Source organism: Halolamina salifodinae, from assembly GCF_017874235.1.
GTDB lineage: Archaea > Halobacteriota > Halobacteria > Halobacteriales > Haloferacaceae > Halolamina > Halolamina salifodinae.
Map to the genome: position 1 here is coordinate 383,138 of NZ_JAGGLC010000001.1, position 16,346 is coordinate 399,483.

The window sequence follows — 16,346 nt, forward strand, 5'->3', positions numbered from 1 at the left end:
CAACGCCAATGGGCCGACGTAAGAAAATTGTCCAAGAGTGTGAGCGGCTGATGGACACTCCGGAGAACATCCGGAACATCGCCATCGCCGCCCACGTCGACCACGGGAAGACGACCCTCTCCGACAACCTCCTCGCAGGCGCGGGGATGATCTCCGAGGGGACCGCCGGCGAGCAGCTGGCAATGGACACGAAGGAGGACGAACAGGAACGTGGGATCACCATCGACGCGGCGAACGTCTCGATGACCCACGAGTACGAGGAGACCAACCACCTCATCAACCTGATCGACACCCCGGGCCACGTCGACTTCGGTGGCGACGTGACCCGAGCGATGCGTGCCGTCGACGGCGCGCTCGTGGTCGTCGACGCCGTCGAAGGGGCGATGCCCCAGACCGAGACGGTGCTCCGACAGGCGCTGCGTGAGGGTGTGAAGCCGACGCTGTTCATCAACAAGGTCGACCGCCTCATCTCCGAACTGCAGGAAGGCGAGGAGGAGATGCAGGAGCGACTGCTCGGCGTCATCGCCGACGTCAACGAGCTCATCCGCGGGATGATCGAGGAGATGGACGACATCAACGACGACTGGACGGTCTCCGTCGAGGACGGGACTGTCGGGTTCGGCTCGGCGCTCTACAAGTGGGGCGTCTCGATGCCGTCGATGCAGCGCACCGGCATGTCCTTCGCGGACATCATCGAACTGGAGCAGAACGACAAGCGCGACGAACTCCACGAGCGCACGCCGCTCTCGGACGTCGTGCTCGACATGGTCTGTAAGCACTTCCCGAACCCCGTCGACGCCCAGCCCCACCGTGTCCCGCGCATCTGGCGTGGCGACGCCGAGTCGGAGCTGGCAGAGGACATGCGGCTGGTCAACGAGGACGGCGACGTCGTCTTCATGGTGACCGACATCTCGATGGACCCCCACGCCGGGGAGATCGCCACGGGGCGTGTGTTCTCCGGCACCCTCGAGAAGGGCCAGGACCTGTTTGTCTCCGGGACGGCCGGGAAAAACCGGATCCAGTCCGTCGGGCTGTTCATGGGGAGTGAGCGGGAGGAAGTGGAGCGCGTCCCCGCGGGGAACATCGCCTCGGTCACGGGGCTGCGCGACGCCATCGCCGGCTCGACGGTCTCCTCCGAGGAGATGACGCCGTTCGAGTCGATCGAGCACATCTCGGAGCCGGTGATCACGAAGTCCGTCGAGGCCCAGTCCATGGACGACCTGCCGAAGCTGATCGAGACGCTCCAGCAGGTCGCCAAGGAGGACCCGACGATCCAGATCGAGATCAACGAGGACACCGGGGAGCACCTCATCTCCGGGCAGGGTGAGCTTCACCTCGAAGTGATCACCCAGCGTATCGAGAAAGAGCAGGGCATCCCGGTCAACACCGGTGAGCCGATCGTGGTCTACCGCGAGCAGCCCCAGGAGGAGTCCCGAGAGGTCGAGGGTGTCTCGCCGAACCGCCACAACAAGTTCTACATCTCCATCCACCCGATGGCCCAGGACATCGTCGACGCGATCCAGCGCGGCGAAGTCTCCATGGACATGCCCGAACTGGAGCGCCGTGAGGCGCTGCAGGACGCCGGCATGGAGAAGGACACGTCCCAGAACGTGGAGCACATCCACGGGACGAACATCCTGATCGACGACACGAAGGGTATCCAGCACCTCAACGAGACGATGGAGCTGGTGATCGAGGGGCTCTCGGAGGCGCTCGACGACGGCCCGCTGGCGGCCGAGCCCGTGCAGGGGACGCTGCTCCGACTGCACGACGCCCGACTCCACGAGGACACGATCCACCGTGGTCCGGCACAGGTGATCCCCGCAGTCCGTGAGGCCGTTCACCACGCCCTCATCGACGGCGAGATCCGCCTGCTGGAGCCGATCCAGAACGTCCGTATCGACGTACCCAGCGAGCACATGGGTGCCGCCTCCGGCGAGATCCAGGGTCGCCGTGGCCGCGTCGACGACATGTACCAGGAGGGTGGCCTCATGGTCGTCGAGGGCATCGCGCCCGTCGGCGAGATGATCGGCTTCTCCAGCGACATCCGGAGCGCGACCGAGGGTCGTGCCTCCTGGAACACCGAGAACGCCGGCTTCCGCGTCATGGCGGACAACCTCCAGCGCGAGAAGATCATGGAGATCCGCGAGCGCAAGGGGATGAAGCTCGAGCTGTCCGAAGCGATCGAGTACATCTAAGCGCGACCGACGCGCTCGCCGTCTGCGGTTTTCTCTCCGTTTTTCGCTCGTGAGTCCCTGACACACTCCGGGAAGGCTTATACCGACTCCGGCGCTCCGTTCGAGCGTGCAACGCGTGTATCCGACCGTCGGGAAGAGGGATCGACCATGAGCCGGCCCGATGGTGTCACGACACACACGCTGCGACTCGAACTCGTCGACGAACCGGGCGAACTCGCGGCCGCCCTCGACCCTATCGCCGAGAACGGGGGGAACCTCCTCTCGGTGTTCCACGAGCGGGGAAGCCGCACACCTGGCGGCCGTATTCCCGTCGAAGTCGCGGTCGACTGTCCTGCTGGGAAGTTCGAGGACGTGGTCGACGGCCTCCGCGAGCAGGGCGTCACCGTCGTCGCCGCCGACGAGGAGTACTACGGCGAGGCGTTCCGGGTGCTCCTGACCGGGCACCTCGTCGACACCGACCTCTCGGGGACGCTCCGCGAGATCGAGAACGAGTCGACCGTCTCCGTCGAGGAGCTATCGCTGACCGCGCCCGACGGCGTCGAGGCGATCTCCTCGGCGTATCTCCGTCTGGGCGCGCGCTCGGGCGAGCGGGGAGCCGCGCTGGATCGCGTCCGCGAGATCGCCGAGCGAAAGGACCTCATCGTCGTCGAACCCCTGGAGGTGGGCGAATGAGACTCGCCGTGATGGGCGTCGGCGCGGTCGGCCGCGCGGTCGCGGAGTTGGCCGGGCAGTACGGCCACGACGTGATCGGTCTCGCGGACTCCACCGGCGCTGCGATGGGCGACCCGCTGGATATCGAGGAGGCCCTCGCCCGGAAGCAGGAGACGGGTGTCGTTGGAGAGCGCCCCCACGAGGAGCTACTGGCCGCCGACTACGACGTGCTGGTCGAGGCGACGCCGACGACGCTCGGCGACGCCGAACCCGGCTTCTCGAACGCCGCCGCGGCGCTTTCCCGGGACCGCCACGTCGTACTGGCGAACAAGGGACCGGTCGCCGAGCGCTATGCCGACCTCCGGGCGGCCGTCGAAGAGAGCGCCGGCGAACTCCGGTTCGAGGCGACCGTCGGCGGCGCCATCCCCGCAGTCCGGACCGTCGAGGATCTCGGCCCGGAACGGGTCGACCGCGTCCGCGGCGTGCTCAACGGCACCGCGAACTTCGTGCTCACGCGGATGGCCGCCGAAGGCCTGGGGTACGACCACGTACTCGCGGAGGCCCAGGAGTTAGGCGTCGCGGAGGCCGACCCCTCCTTCGACGTCGACGGCACCGACGCGGCGCTGAAGGGCGTCATCGTCGCGAACGTGCTCCGGGAGGCCCGCGGCGAGGAGGCCCTGTCGCTTGCCGACGCCGACGTGACGGGGATCGATGAGCTCCCCACGAGCGCGCTCTCGCTCGCGGGCGAGGACGGGCGGACGGTCAGACTGATCGTCGACGCGTCGGCGTCGGGGGTCAGAGTCGGCCCGCGCCTGGTGCCCGAGAACGGCACGCTGGCGGTGACCGGCACCCAGAACATCGTCCAGATCGAGACCGGGCACGCCGGTCGGCTGAACCTCTCGGGGCGGGGCGCCGGCGGCGCCGAGACGGCGTCGGCGGTGCTCGCCGACGTGGGGCGGCTCCCCCCTCGCTGAGCCCAGAACCACGGTACAGTAGCACAAACCGCCGTACGCGGCCGGATTCCGGGGGCACGTATCGAAATGGTTTTACGGCGTTCTGCCGAAGGTTTCCCCACAGCGCCTTTAGCGCGTGAATCCACTATGAGCGACATACCGCACCAGAACTTGGCCATTATCGGCCACGTTGACCACGGGAAGAGTACGCTCGTGGGCCGACTCCTCTACGAGACAGGGAGCGTCCCCGAGCACGTTATCGAGCAGCACCGCGAGGAGGCCGAGGAGAAGGGCAAGGGCGGCTTCGAGTTCGCCTACGTCATGGACAACCTCGCCGAGGAGCGAGAGCGTGGTGTCACCATCGACATCGCCCACCAGGAGTTCGACACCGACGAATACAACTTCACCATCGTCGACTGTCCGGGCCACCGTGACTTCGTGAAGAACATGATCACGGGCGCCTCGCAGGCAGACAACGCGGTGCTCGTCGTCGCGGCAGACGACGGCGTCGCGCCCCAGACCCGAGAGCACGTGTTCCTGGCCCGCACGCTGGGTATCAACGAGCTCGTCATCGGCATCAACAAGATGGACCTCGTCGACTACAGCGAGGACTCCTACAAGGAGGTCGTCGAGGAGGTCACGAACCTGCTCAACCAGGTTCAGTTCGCCACCGACGACACGACGTTCATCCCCATCTCGGCGTTCGAGGGCGACAACATCGCCGAGGAGTCCGAGCAGACTTCCTGGTTCGATGGCCCGACGCTGCTGGAGGCTCTCAACAACCTGCCGGAGCCGGAGCCGCCGACGGACGCGCCGCTGCGTCTGCCGATTCAGGACGTCTACACCATCTCCGGTATCGGTACCGTCCCCGTCGGACGTATCGAGACGGGTACCCTCAACACGGGCGACAACGTCTCCTTCCAGCCGTCCGACGTGGGCGGCGAAGTGAAGACGATCGAGATGCACCACGAAGAGGTGCCCAGCGCTGCGCCCGGTGACAACGTCGGGTTCAACGTCCGCGGCATCGGCAAGGACGACATCCGCCGTGGCGACGTCTGTGGCCCGGCCGACGACCCGCCCAGCGTCGCCGAGACGTTCCAGGCGCAGGTCGTCGTCATGCAGCACCCCTCCGTCATCACCGCTGGCTACACGCCGGTCTTCCACGCCCACACGGCGCAGGTCGCGTGTACCATCGAGTCGATCGACCAGAAGATCGACCCGTCGACCGGCGAGGTCGCCGAGGAGGAGCCGGACTTCATCAAGTCCGGCGACGCCGCAGTCGTAACGGTTCGTCCGCAAAAGCCGATCTCGATCGAGCCGTCGAGCGAGATCCCGGAGCTGGGTAGCTTCGCCATCCGTGACATGGGTCAGACCATCGCGGCCGGCAAGGTGCTCGGCGTCGACGAGCGATAGATGCCCGAGCAACAGGCTCGCGTCCGACTCACGGGAACGAGCCCGGAGGATCTGGACGAGATCTGCGACGACATCCGCGAGATCGCGGAGAAGACGGGTGTCTCGCTGTCGGGTCCCATCCCGCTCCCGACGACGGAGCTCAACGTGCCCTCGCGGAAGTCCCCGGACGGTGAGGGGACCGCCACGTGGGAGCACTGGGAGATGCGGGTCCACAAGCGGCTGATCGACATCGACGCGGACGAGCGCGCGCTCCGCCAGCTGATGCGGATTCAGGTCCCGAACGACGTCTCGATCGAGATCGTCCTCGAGGACTGAACCCTTCCGTTCTCACGTTTTCTCACCCGGCGAGCGGCGGCTGTATCGGCGCCGTGAGTCGAGGGGAAGCGCAACGTTCAAACCGCTCCCCCGCCTCGATTCTGATGCGGGCTCGTAGATCAGTGGTAGATCGCTTCCTTCGCAAGGAAGAGGCCCTGGGTTCAAATCCCAGCGAGTCCACTACGTTCTGGCCTTCTCACGAAGGCTCCGTTCTCGCACTGGTGAGCGCCTCGCTCGACAACGTTCAGTAGCGGCAGGGGGCGAACAAACCCCCGAAGGATGTGAAGTTCGCCGAAAGTTCTGGCGCACCCCATGCCATCCCCGAAGTATTCTGGCTAGCGCGGGGTGGTTCGCGTGAGTTCCGTCAGCGAGACGGACCCGCGCATCTGTGAGTTCTGCGGGCTCTCGATCACCGACGAGGATCAGGACTGCGCAGCGCTGGATGACGGGAGGTGCCGGCCATGACGCCGGCCCCCACTCCGCACACCGGCACGCTCGGTACTGAGAAGGACTCCGAGTTCCGGTGCGGGACCTGCAAAGCTCGTTGCACCCGTAGCCCGTCCGACGGAACCGAATACGGGCATCTGATCGGCTGCCCTCACCGACCGGACGATCTCACGACCGGATCCTCCGGAGGCGGCCACTACTACCGGCCCGATTCGGAGTCAGTTCCCGGAGGTGAGTCGGCTTGACTTCATGGAACCCCGGCCCGAAGTACGAGAAGCTCGTCCGCCTCTGCGACGACGTCCTCACCGACGAGAAGCGGACGGTCCGGGACATCTACTACGCCCTCGAAGCTCGCGGACACGAGTACGAGTACCGCTCGGTCAAGCGGGCCGTGAAGAAGGGGCGCCGGGCTGGCTACATCGATCCCTCGCTGATCATCGACGAGTCGCGCCGTGCCGAGGCGACCGTCGACAGCGGGTACGACGACGCCCAGCAGTTCGTCGATGAGCAGATCCGCGATTCGTGGAAGGCCTACCGCGAGAACTTCTGGGAAGAGCAGGAGGCCTACGTCGAAGTCTGGCTCGAGAAGCAGAGCCTCGCATCGGTGTTCCGCCCGATCTGTAACGACCTGAACGTCCGCCTCGAGGCAACTCGGGGCGACTGGTCCGACTCGAAGGTCTTCGAGGCCAGCCAGCGGCTCGCCTCCAAGATCCGGGACGGCAACGACGTTCGAGTCCTCTACTACGGGGACTTCAACCCCTCTGGGTACCACGCTCCCGTCTCCGTTCAGGAGACGATGCGGCACTACGGGGTCAAACTCTCGTTCCGAGACCCCGAGAACGCCACCGACGAGACGTACTTCGACATCTGGCCGCTGAGCAGCGCCGCGAAGTTCGACGGGAGCGGCGGTACGCTCGCGTTTGAGCGCCGCGGGATCAACCTCGAGCACATCAAGCGGTTCGACCTCCCGGAGAACCCGAACCCTTCGTCCACGGACAAGGATCGACAGCTCCGAGACCGGTTCCGGACTCAGGTCTCGGAAGGTCGTGACATCAACGTCGAACTAAACGCGCTGAAGGAGTACGAGCGCGAGTTCCTGGAGGACCTGATTCGCGAAGGGATCGAGCAGCACATCGACGAGGACCAACGGCGCGACGTGGAGGAACGCATCGACGAACGGCGAGACCTCGTCCGGCGGGCCGTCGACATCGACGACTCCGTCCTCGGAGGTGGTGAGCTTTGAGCCGTCCGCCAGTCCCGCAGGAGCGTGTCTACGGCGCCACGATCACCGCCAACTGGGTCGGTGGTGCGTGGGTCCAGCCGTGGATCCGGCCGAATCAGGTCACCAACTTCTGGGGTGAGGCAGCGTGATGTCCCCGGCAAAGCGCCAGTCGCGGCGTCGCCGGTCGTCGGAGATCGAGGCGACGATCTTCGAAGCCTGCTGGCGCCTCTACCAGCGCGACGAGACCGACCTGCTCGAAGGCGGCGTCGCGTCGGCCCGTATCGCGAACGAACTCGGCATCACCAGAGACCGAGCCCGGAGCGCGCTCCAGCGCCTCGGGAGTCAGGGCGTCGTCGTCTCCGTCCAGGGCGCCGCGCCCGAGGACTACCGCGCGCGCCGGTCGTTCGTCCCAGCACCATTTGCGGACGGGACCGGGGGTGAGCAGCCTTGACCGGCATCTTTCCCTCCTCGAGGTGCCCCTGCGGCGCCGCCGGCGTCCCCGAGACGCGCCCCTACTGTAGCGATTGTCTTGATCGCCTCAGTGCAGCCGTTACCGACGATCTTCGAGGTGATCAGCTTGAGTAAAGCTGCCTCGAAGGTGGTCGGCGAGATCGTCGAAGATCTCGTCTTCGAGGACGTCGACGAGCTCCAGACAGCGGACGTCCCCGAGTCGTGGGGACGGGCTGCCGAGGACTACTGGCACGACGCTATCCCAGAGGTCGCGCTGTTCGCGAGCAAACAGATCCCGATGGTCGGGATGTGCGTGATCGAGCCCGGCCAGCCCGTCGAGATCAAGGCCGCCCGCGCGACTATCTCGAACGGTTCCAGGTCTCGATGTGGCCGCTTCTACATCACCCGACGCCAGCACGAGAAGCTGGTCGAGACCGGCGGCGTCTACCTGTTCGTCATCTACGGCGAGGATGACGACGGCGACGAAGAGCTACTCGGCCTGCTCGCCGTCCCCGCGGTGATCGTCGAGGAGGAGCTCCGCCCGACGTGGTACGAGGTTGACGGCCGATCGGACTACTACCAGTTGAGCGCGGACGCGCTGCCTATCGACGGTCTCGGAGGTGAGGCAGCTTGAGCGCCGATCACGACGGCGAAATCCGCACGACCTACGTCGGCGGACTCGCCAGTGCCGATGTCGCCGACGAGGACCTCGTGCTTGGCGTCGTTCGCTACGAGTACGACTTCGTCGGTCGGTCCGTCGACCGGAACGTCCCGGCACTCGCTCCGCCGGAGGAGCTTCTCGACGCCTACAACGCGATCCGAGAGGCCGCGGCGAAGGACGAGTCTATCCCGGACACCGACGATGAGGCCCGCCGTGTCGCGTGGGACGGCGTCTCTTTCCGTGAGCGGTATCTGAACTATCTCGATCGTGCCGGTCCCCAGGAGGTCCTCGGAACCCTCCGGGATCGACTCGACGACGATCGCGACGTGTGGCTCGTCTGCCTCGAGGCCAACGAAGCGTTCTGCCACCGGCGACTCCTCGCTGCCCGAGTTGTCGACGAGGAGCCAGCGCACTTCAGCGAGATCTACGGGCCGCCGGAGGTCGAGCAGGATCCACAGGTCACTCTCGACGACTTCGACGGAGGTGAGTCGGCGTGACGGGGATGGTCGATCTTCCCGACCGGCAGAGCGGTGTCTGTCCCCGTTGCGGTCTCGAACTCGAACTCTTCGAGCCGACCCACGGCTACCGCTACTGGACCTGCCCCGCTTGTCACTCACCGCCCGTCATCCAGATGGGTCCGGAAATCGTGACTTGGTCGATCACCGAGGTGGTGGTCGGCCTAGGCGTCACCAGCTTGCGTTCCACCGACCTCGGGGCACTCGACGCCGAGGCCGCGGATCCGACTCGGTTCGTGGACCGCCTGTGCGAGGCGTTCGAGGGTCGACGACAGTGGACCCGAGAGAAGGAACTCGATCGCCGTGCCGATGAGGCCGATCACGACAGCGCCGCAGACGGAACTCAGGCGGACCTCGCGGGGTGGTCGAAGTGACTCTCACCGAAGAGTTCGCCGACGATCCGGAGACGGAGCCGCCGGTCCCGGTACAGGCCAGCGGCTACCTCAGTAACCACGTCGACGATATCGACGCCATCCCCGCGAACCTCGTCGACGACGAGCACGTCGCGAAGATCAACGACACATGGGTCATCCGCGCCGGCGTCGAGTGCCCCAACTGCGGGTCGCACGTGTTCCTCCACCCGCGGAGCATCGTCCCGCGGAACTCGATCTACTGCTTCAACTGTAGTCACGCACCGACCTCGCACGTCTGGTGGGAGACGCCGACACTCGATTCGTTCAGCGGAGGTGAGTCGGCGTGACCTCGGACGAGTTCGACCTCTTCGAGGACGCCGAGCCCGTGACGACCGACGGCGAGGACAGCATCGACAGTCAGGTCTGGGACCACGAAGCGAAAGGAGAGCGGTACTCAGCCGATAGCGACGGCGTCGACGCCGGAGACCGCGTCACGAAGTCTGAACTCGAGGAACAGCGCGAGCAGCGTCACCAGAACTGGGAGTCGAACTACGTCGCCGGCTGCCGCCACTGCCGGGTCTACTTCGAGACGCGAGAAGCCGCTGAGCAACACGAGGGATCCTGCCCGCAGGAACCGCGTGCGACCTGCCGGTACTGTCAGGAGGACCTGGAGCGGCGCGACGATGTCGACGATCACTACTACCAGTGCGACGAGTTCCGGAACGTTCGGAAGCAACAGCAGGCCGCAGCGAACCGGAACAACTCGGACGCCGGCCGGGACTTCTTCGACCTCCGCGCGTTCATCGATCCGCAGCCCCACGAGTTCGCGGCCTATCTCAAGTTCGACACGGGCCTCGCGAGCTACTTCGGGCTGAACTCGCTCCAGAAGGAACACGACTTCGAGCGCCTCGGCGCGTTCCGAGAGACGTTCGAGGACGTCGACGGCAAGGAGTGGGCCATCGAGTTCCGCTTCAAGGGCTCCGGGATCGCCCCGCGTGATCACCCCGACTTCCGCCTCGAGGAGGTTCGCGAGTACCAGGTCTACGTCTACCCGACCGGCTACGAGCAGTACGAGGACGCGAAGGCGGAGGACCGGAAGCGCGCCTACTTCCGCATCTCACCGCGCTGGCCCGAGATCGAGACCGTCGAAGATGCGGCGCCGATGTCGAACCCCCACGACATCCTCGGCTACGACGTGGAGGTCAAGGGCTCCTACTTCGAGTTCGGTCGGTACCCGCATCTCCTCCAAGATGCGCTGAGTCGCCTTCGCGAGCGCCAGGGCTTCAGGTTCAACTCGCCCACGCTGATCGACCCGGACGCGTTCGCTCCGGAGAAGATCCACGAGTCGTCGAACATCGTCGACGCCGAACTCTACGTCCGAGTGAAGGACGGTGAGACCGGGAAGGTGTTCGCGTTCGACGGGAGCTTACACCGCGTCTCGATGCTGCTGGGTCAGGAGCGCCGCGGCTACGCGAAGAGCGTGCGCGACGATCGCGAGAAGCCCGGCCACTACCACACCGCCACGATCGGCCCAGAGCGCGCCGCCGAGCTCCTCGGCGGCCACCAGTACGCGAAGGAACTGAAGCACTACCACGTGAAGAACCCCGACGCCGTCTCAGGAACGGCGCTCGAGAACCCGAAGATCGGCTCCTCGCTACAGCACTCGCTCCAGCGCGATACCGTCTACTGGGACGATCTGGAGCGGCTCGATCGTGAACTCGACGAGGCGCTGCTGAACGTGCTGGAGTGGTCCGGCCTTCCGGTCCGCGCCGACCACCAGATCTTCGTCGACGACGACTACTTCGAGGTTCGTGGACGTCGCCGGTTCCGGAAGCTCGTCTACGACCAACTCCCGCGCATCCGCGCACAGCAGAATCGCGGCCTCGAGGCCGTCGTCGGAAACCTCAACGAGACCGACGTTCGGATGCTCGATACGCTGCTGACCGACGGCGGCGAGTTCACGATGACGGAGTTGGCCGGTCGGATCGACCGCGCCCTCGGGACCGTCTCGACGGCGATCGATCGACTCGGCGCCCTGGTCACGCACGACCGTGCAACCGGCGTCGAACTCGGCTCGAAGTACCTCGCCCAGGAGATCGTCCAGCGCATTGAGGGCTGGAAGGACTCGGTGAACATGACGACCGAGGCCGCCGTCGACCGCTACGTCGACGCCGGCACCTTCGGCGACGGCGAGACGGCGTGGGACCGCTGGCTGGATCACTACGTCGGCTCCCTCGATCGGAGCCAGGGCCGCTCGGAGATGGAGATCGGCTACGAGCCCGAGACCCGCCAGGACGCGAAGCGGCTGATCCGACAGGGTGCCCTGAAGTGGGCCGAGGCGCACGGTCGCCCGGTCCACGAGTTCGCGAAGGAGTTCTCGCCGGTCGTGAGAACGCAGAAGGGTGATAAGTTCCTCCCGGGCGACTGGTGGATCTTCCGCGAGTACCTGCCGTACGACATCAGCCCGAGCAAGGCCTTCGGCTGATTCGGCTCCGTGTGAGTGGCAACACTACCTCTCCTCTCTGATCTTTATAAGTGATACCGCGCGCCAGCCGCTACCTCTCTGTTTTTCGAGTGTTCTTCGCCGTCAACGCCGTCTCGATCGCGTCGGCAGCGCGCCGCTTTCACCGCCCCACCCCGACTTCTCCGTTACGCGTGTGAGTAAGGACTCACTCAACCAAAACACCGCTCCCTCCGGTCGCGGACTCCACCCGCAACGCAGGTCGGCGCCCTGACTCGGGCGCCTCACACGAACAGGGCGAGCGCGAGGAACACTACGAAGGCGGCTGCCGCGATGAACCCGAGGTCGAGTAGGTCGCTGACGAGCGGGAGTTCTCGAAGGAACTCCATCACCCGAAACTCGGCGTACCGGATCCTGCGAACACGACGGCGCTGACCAAGATCACGAGCGGGTCAGTCATGGCAGGAACCCCATGCCGAGTTCGAGCAGCGTCTGTCCGATCGCCAGCAGCGCCGACGGGTTGATCTCGACGGCGCCGGCGAGCACCAGCCCGCCGAGGATCAGCACTGTGCCCCGCAGACTCGACAGAACCCCGCCGAGCGCTGCCGTCTTCCCGAGGTAGTGGTAGCCGACCAGCAAGCCCACGGCCGTCGAGAGCCCCCCGATGTGCCCGATCGTCATCTCAACCGCCGTCACGACCAACTCGGTCAGCATCTCAGTTCTCACCCCGGCCGGGGATCTCGAACTTGACCACGTTGTTCGGTTTTCCGCGCTGTCGCAGCCAGTAGTAGATGATCGCGGCGCCGGCGAGGATCAGCAGCGGCCACGAGCTCGCGGCGCCGCCGAGGAACGTCGCGATCCCGTTCGCGATCCCTGCCACGAGGCTCGCCGCCGAGATGATCTCGAGGCCGAAGATCCCGATGACCACGACGGCGCCCAGCGCGAATCGCTCCGTCGAGATCCGGCCTCGGCCGAACTTCTGGGAGACGAACCAGACGCCGGCCAGCAGCACGACCGAGAGCACGATGAACAGCGAGGAACCGAGCGTCACGCCGCCCTGCCCGGTCTGCTCAGTGTCCTGCTGTTCCGGATCTCCCTTCGTCCCCGAGCCGTCTCCGACGAAGATCCCGACCTTCCAGTCCTTGTCCTCAACGGTCAGCGTGACCGGGGAGTTCGCGACCGCCGAGTCGATCAGCGACGTCGACTCGGGCAGGATCTCCTTGAGGAGGTACGTGGTCCCGCTGCTGGTCTGATAGTGCGTCAGCGAGATCTGGTCGCCCGGGCCGCTCGGTCCCGGGCCGATCTTGAACTGCGGCGTCGATCCGGTCTCGATGACCCGGATCTTCGCGTCGCCGGTGCTCAGGTTCGCCCGGGTCGCGACCGTCGACACGCGGAACGTGTCGTCTGCTCGCGCTCCCGGAACGTGGAGCTCTTGAGAGCCGCCAGAGTCCACGAGGACGAAGCTGTTCGCGTCCCACGACTCCTCGTGCGTGTAGTGAATCCGGTCGCCCTGAGCCGTCGGTCCGACGTCGATGTAGGAGTCGTCGGTCTGGGAGTCGACGCGGATCTTCGAGTTGAGGTCCTCGTTCGGCGCCGACGCCTCGAGGATGGTGACCTCCATGCCGACCGGGTCGACGCGGCCGCCGACGAACCGGACGTCGACGGTCGTGTTCTCGGGGATGTCGCCCCCGTAGGCTTCGTCGACGTCGACGGCGACATCGTTCTGCTCAAGCTGGTAGTTGCTGTCGGCGACAGTCGACCACGAGCCGCCGTCGACGCGCATCTCGACCGAGCGGATCGAGACGACGTTGTGCTCGAACGTCGTGTTCATCCAGACGTTCTCACGGCTGCTCGCGAAGGATTTCGAGACGTTGTAGCTCTCCACCCAACGCCCGCTCTCGTACTGGACGCTCTGCCGATCGAGCGCGTCGTGGGAGTAGTTCAGCGCCACCTTCGGCGCCGGCGCGTCGCCCGAGAGCGACCCGTCGCCGGCCGAGATGTTGAGCACGTTCGTCCCCTCGACGATCGCACTCTGCGGGAGCGTGAGCGTCTGCGTGTCGCCCTCGGCGAGGCCGGAGGTCGAGTTCGAGACGTTGTTCAGCTCCACGCCGGCCGATCCAGTCACCGTCGTCTCGGTGATCACGGCCTCTATCGTCACCGGGCTGCCCGTCGACGAGACCGCCCAGCTATCGTCGCTCAGGCTCGGCGAGATCGAGAAGTTCTGGCTATCGGTCCCGGTCATGAGCCCGGTGACGCTCGCCTCGGGAATGCCGTCGTTGTCGATGTCGACACTCGGGTTTTTCGCCGCATCGACCTCGTTGATCGACAGGCTGTAGTCCGCGGTCATGGCGGGCGATCCGGTTGAGACGCTCGCTAGCGAGATCGAGTAGGAGTTCGAGGCGCCGGCCGTGAGATCCGACGGCGCCCACGAGAGCGTCACCGTCTCGCCGTCCGCGAGCTTGCCCGTGTGCGATTCAGTGACGCTATCGAGCGTCACGCTCGGGTTGTCAGTTTGAGTCCGCTCGGTCCACGAGGCCGAGAGGCCCGTGGTCGTGCTGCTGGCCGTCGAGACCGACAGCGTGTTGCTCCCGGTCGAGAGTGCGGAGATGCTCACCGTCGCCGTCTGCCCCGGCGCGAGCGTCCCGCTATAGGTCGCGTCGGCCGTGCCGTCGCCGTCGGCGTCGACGCTCGGGTCCTCGGTGTGCTCCACACGGTCATAGCTTAGAGACCAATCGTAGGGCGCTCCAGAGCCGCCGAAATCGAGCGTTACCGAGCCAGTCGATAGGGACGAGACTGATTTAGTCATGGTCTCCCCGTTCGAGAGCGTCCCAGAGTAGCTCGCGTCGGCCGTGCCGTCGCCGTCCACGTCGACGCTCGGGTTTTGGGTGGCGGAGAACGCCATGCGCACGTCGCCCCAGCCGTAGATGTTGTAAGTCGAGCCTCCAGCGGAGTATCCGGACTTATCGTTGCCTGAATCGTCGGTTTTGAGCGTCAGCATATCGGTGCTACCGTCTGAGTCGGTGCTCTCAGTAACGAACTCCAGATGGTAGGTTTGGCCTCCGGTGACATCGGCCCCGCTCACCGAGATCGTCTGCTCTCCGGTCGACCAAGTCGGATCCCATGTTGCGATTTTCGTTCCCTCGCGGTAGGTGCTGTCAATAGTGCCGGGCACGAGATAGACAGATATGCCCGTTCCCGTGTCTGAGCCGGAGACGGACGCGATATCGACGGTTAGGTTTTTGATTTTCTCCCCTGCGCTGGGGGTGAACTGAACCGCCGACTTCATCAGGTCGTTATTCCCCGAGTCACCGACCATGTTCTGGGACGATTCGGTGGCGCCGTCCCCCTGGTCCGAGACAATACTGTGCGGCGACGGGCTGGCGCCCCCGATGAAGGTGATCTGCGCGTTTCGGGGCGACTCGTCTCCACCAACGGATATACTGGTGCTTGATCCGCCAGAAACCCCCGTCCCGCTGCGGGACTCGGCAAACGTCGATTCCTCGCCAGTGAACGTCACGGACTGCCCGCTCGGCGGCGCGTTGCCGCCCACGCTCACGGTTTTCGAGGCGCCGTTCGAGACGCCCGACCACGACGAGGACTTGCTCTGCGTCGTCGTGTTGCCCGTCACGGTGACGGTCGGCGCCGACGCCTCCGACGTGTCCGACAGCGAGCCGTCGACGGTGATCGAGCCGGAGTGCCCGTCGCCGACGCCGGCGTGGCTCTGGTTATCCCAGCGGGATCCGAAACCGTTGCCGAACAGCGTCAGCGTCGTGCTCGGCGGCGTTTCGGTCCCCGAGATGTCGGCGGCGATCGTTCCCGACGTCGCCGAGCCGGTGACGGTATCGTTCTGCGTAGTCGCGACGCCGGTCAGGTTGACCGTCGGGTCGCTTGCAGCGTCGAGTTCGGAGATGTGGTACTGGAACTGCGTTCCGTTCGCGGCGCCGGTGCTCGTGATCGAGACCGAGCTCTCCCAAGTCACCGAGTTGCTCGAGAAGTGCTCGGCCGTCGCCGTCAACCAGCCGTCCTCGACGGTCGCGGCGTACTGCCACTGCTGGCCCGTCTCGTTGTTCTTGACCGTGAGGTAGTTCGGGACGTAGCCCAGCGCTTCCTTGAGAACGGACGTTCTGACGGCGATCTCGCGGCCCTCGTGGTTCTGGTCGTCGCTCACGACGAGCGCCAGACTCGAGCCGTGATCGCAGTTGAAGTTCGGGTTCTTCCCCGCCGCCGGCGACGAACAGACCGCCTGTTTCGCCACGTCAGACGGCGAGGAGCCGTTTCCGACTTTCTCCGCTTGGTTGTCCGTCACGATCGAGACCTCTGTCGTCGACGCGTGGCGCGAGACGTAGATCGCGCCCTGCAGGTCGGACTCGGTGACGTTCGTCGATACTCCATCTGGCCGAATGTCCTGCACGTTCGCGTCCGCGAGCGCGGTCATGCCGGCGGGCGGGCTCGACGGTGCGGCCGCCGCCGTTCCGACGACGCCGACGACCGGCGAGAGGCCCACCAGAGCGACCACGAACGCGAGGACAAGTTTCTCTCTGAGTTCGGACATATCTATCGCTCACCTCGAAGCTGCTCGCGCTGTCGACCCCCTCTCCCCGTGCTGGGTCTGCGCGTTACGTGCGCGCGTGTAACGGGTCGAGATCTCGCCGGATTCGAAATGTTCACTCTACCCGAGAAATCCGGGGTTCGAACTTTGATCTCGGG

At 65.7% G+C, this 16,346-nt stretch carries 15 protein-coding genes and 1 tRNA gene; 14 read left to right on the top strand and 2 right to left on the bottom strand.

What is annotated here, in order from left to right; translation table 11 throughout:
- Positions 1 to 8: 8 nt before the first annotated feature.
- The 14 genes from J2753_RS01965 (at position 9) to J2753_RS02025 (ending at position 11,663) form a co-directional block, all read left to right on the top strand.
- Positions 9 to 2,198: an elongation factor EF-2 gene (locus J2753_RS01965; protein ID WP_209489948.1), complete on the top strand. Its 2,190-nt coding sequence runs from the start codon at positions 9 to 11 to the stop codon at positions 2,196 to 2,198.
- Positions 2,199 to 2,345: 147 nt separating this feature from the next.
- A complete protein-coding gene (locus J2753_RS01970; protein WP_209489950.1) occupies positions 2,346 to 2,870 on the top strand; it encodes an amino acid-binding protein in 525 nt (174 codons plus the stop codon).
- Positions 2,867 to 3,823: a homoserine dehydrogenase gene (locus tag J2753_RS01975; RefSeq protein ID WP_209489952.1), complete on the top strand. Its 957-nt coding sequence runs from the start codon at positions 2,867 to 2,869 to the stop codon at positions 3,821 to 3,823. The genes J2753_RS01970 and J2753_RS01975 overlap by 4 nt, the downstream gene beginning before the upstream one ends.
- 126 nt (positions 3,824 to 3,949) lie before the next feature.
- Entirely contained in the window at positions 3,950 to 5,215 is a 1,266-nt protein-coding gene (gene tuf, locus J2753_RS01980) for a translation elongation factor EF-1 subunit alpha (RefSeq protein WP_209489954.1), read from the top strand.
- Positions 5,216 to 5,530: a 30S ribosomal protein S10 gene (gene rpsJ / locus J2753_RS01985; protein WP_209489956.1), complete on the top strand. Its 315-nt coding sequence runs from the start codon at positions 5,216 to 5,218 to the stop codon at positions 5,528 to 5,530.
- A 108-nt stretch (positions 5,531 to 5,638) separates the two neighbouring features.
- Positions 5,639 to 5,710: transfer RNA gene (locus J2753_RS01990), tRNA-Ala, on the top strand.
- A gap of 508 nt (positions 5,711 to 6,218) precedes the next feature.
- Positions 6,219 to 7,220 carry a hypothetical protein gene (locus J2753_RS01995; RefSeq protein WP_209489958.1) on the top strand — a complete coding sequence of 334 codons (1,002 nt, stop codon included), beginning with the start codon at positions 6,219 to 6,221 and terminating at the stop codon, positions 7,218 to 7,220.
- Complete coding sequence (locus J2753_RS14510; RefSeq protein WP_281064170.1) at positions 7,217 to 7,348, top strand: hypothetical protein; 132 nt, start codon at positions 7,217 to 7,219, stop codon at positions 7,346 to 7,348. Before J2753_RS01995 ends, J2753_RS14510 begins: the two co-directional genes overlap by 4 nt.
- Entirely contained in the window at positions 7,348 to 7,650 is a 303-nt protein-coding gene (locus J2753_RS02000) for a hypothetical protein (protein WP_209489960.1), read from the top strand. The genes J2753_RS14510 and J2753_RS02000 overlap by 1 nt, the downstream gene beginning before the upstream one ends.
- Before the next feature lie 126 nt (positions 7,651 to 7,776).
- Positions 7,777 to 8,283: a hypothetical protein gene (locus tag J2753_RS02005; protein WP_209489962.1), complete on the top strand. Its 507-nt coding sequence runs from the start codon at positions 7,777 to 7,779 to the stop codon at positions 8,281 to 8,283.
- Positions 8,280 to 8,807 carry a DUF488 family protein, N3 subclade gene (locus tag J2753_RS02010; protein WP_209489964.1) on the top strand — a complete coding sequence of 176 codons (528 nt, stop codon included), beginning with the start codon at positions 8,280 to 8,282 and terminating at the stop codon, positions 8,805 to 8,807. Before J2753_RS02005 ends, J2753_RS02010 begins: the two co-directional genes overlap by 4 nt.
- The gene (locus tag J2753_RS02015; RefSeq protein ID WP_209489967.1) at positions 8,804 to 9,199 is read left to right on the top strand and encodes a hypothetical protein; all 396 of its coding nucleotides are present in this window, start codon (positions 8,804 to 8,806) and stop codon (positions 9,197 to 9,199) included. Before J2753_RS02010 ends, J2753_RS02015 begins: the two co-directional genes overlap by 4 nt.
- Positions 9,196 to 9,525 carry a hypothetical protein gene (locus J2753_RS02020; RefSeq protein ID WP_209489969.1) on the top strand — a complete coding sequence of 110 codons (330 nt, stop codon included), beginning with the start codon at positions 9,196 to 9,198 and terminating at the stop codon, positions 9,523 to 9,525. Before J2753_RS02015 ends, J2753_RS02020 begins: the two co-directional genes overlap by 4 nt.
- Positions 9,522 to 11,663, top strand: coding sequence for a DUF7845 domain-containing protein (locus tag J2753_RS02025; protein WP_209489972.1), 2,142 nt, complete (start codon positions 9,522 to 9,524; stop codon positions 11,661 to 11,663). Before J2753_RS02020 ends, J2753_RS02025 begins: the two co-directional genes overlap by 4 nt.
- 432 nt (positions 11,664 to 12,095) lie before the next feature.
- Here J2753_RS02025 and J2753_RS02030 read toward each other — a convergent pair whose 3' ends face one another.
- On the bottom strand, positions 12,096 to 12,353 hold the full coding sequence (locus tag J2753_RS02030; RefSeq protein ID WP_209489974.1) for a hypothetical protein: 258 nt from the start codon (positions 12,351 to 12,353) through the stop codon (positions 12,096 to 12,098).
- A 1-nt stretch (position 12,354) separates the two neighbouring features.
- Positions 12,355 to 16,191 (bottom strand): hypothetical protein, encoded by a 3,837-nt coding sequence (locus tag J2753_RS02035; RefSeq protein ID WP_209489975.1) that lies wholly within the window; start codon positions 16,189 to 16,191, stop codon positions 12,355 to 12,357.
- Positions 16,192 to 16,346 lie beyond the last annotated feature (155 nt).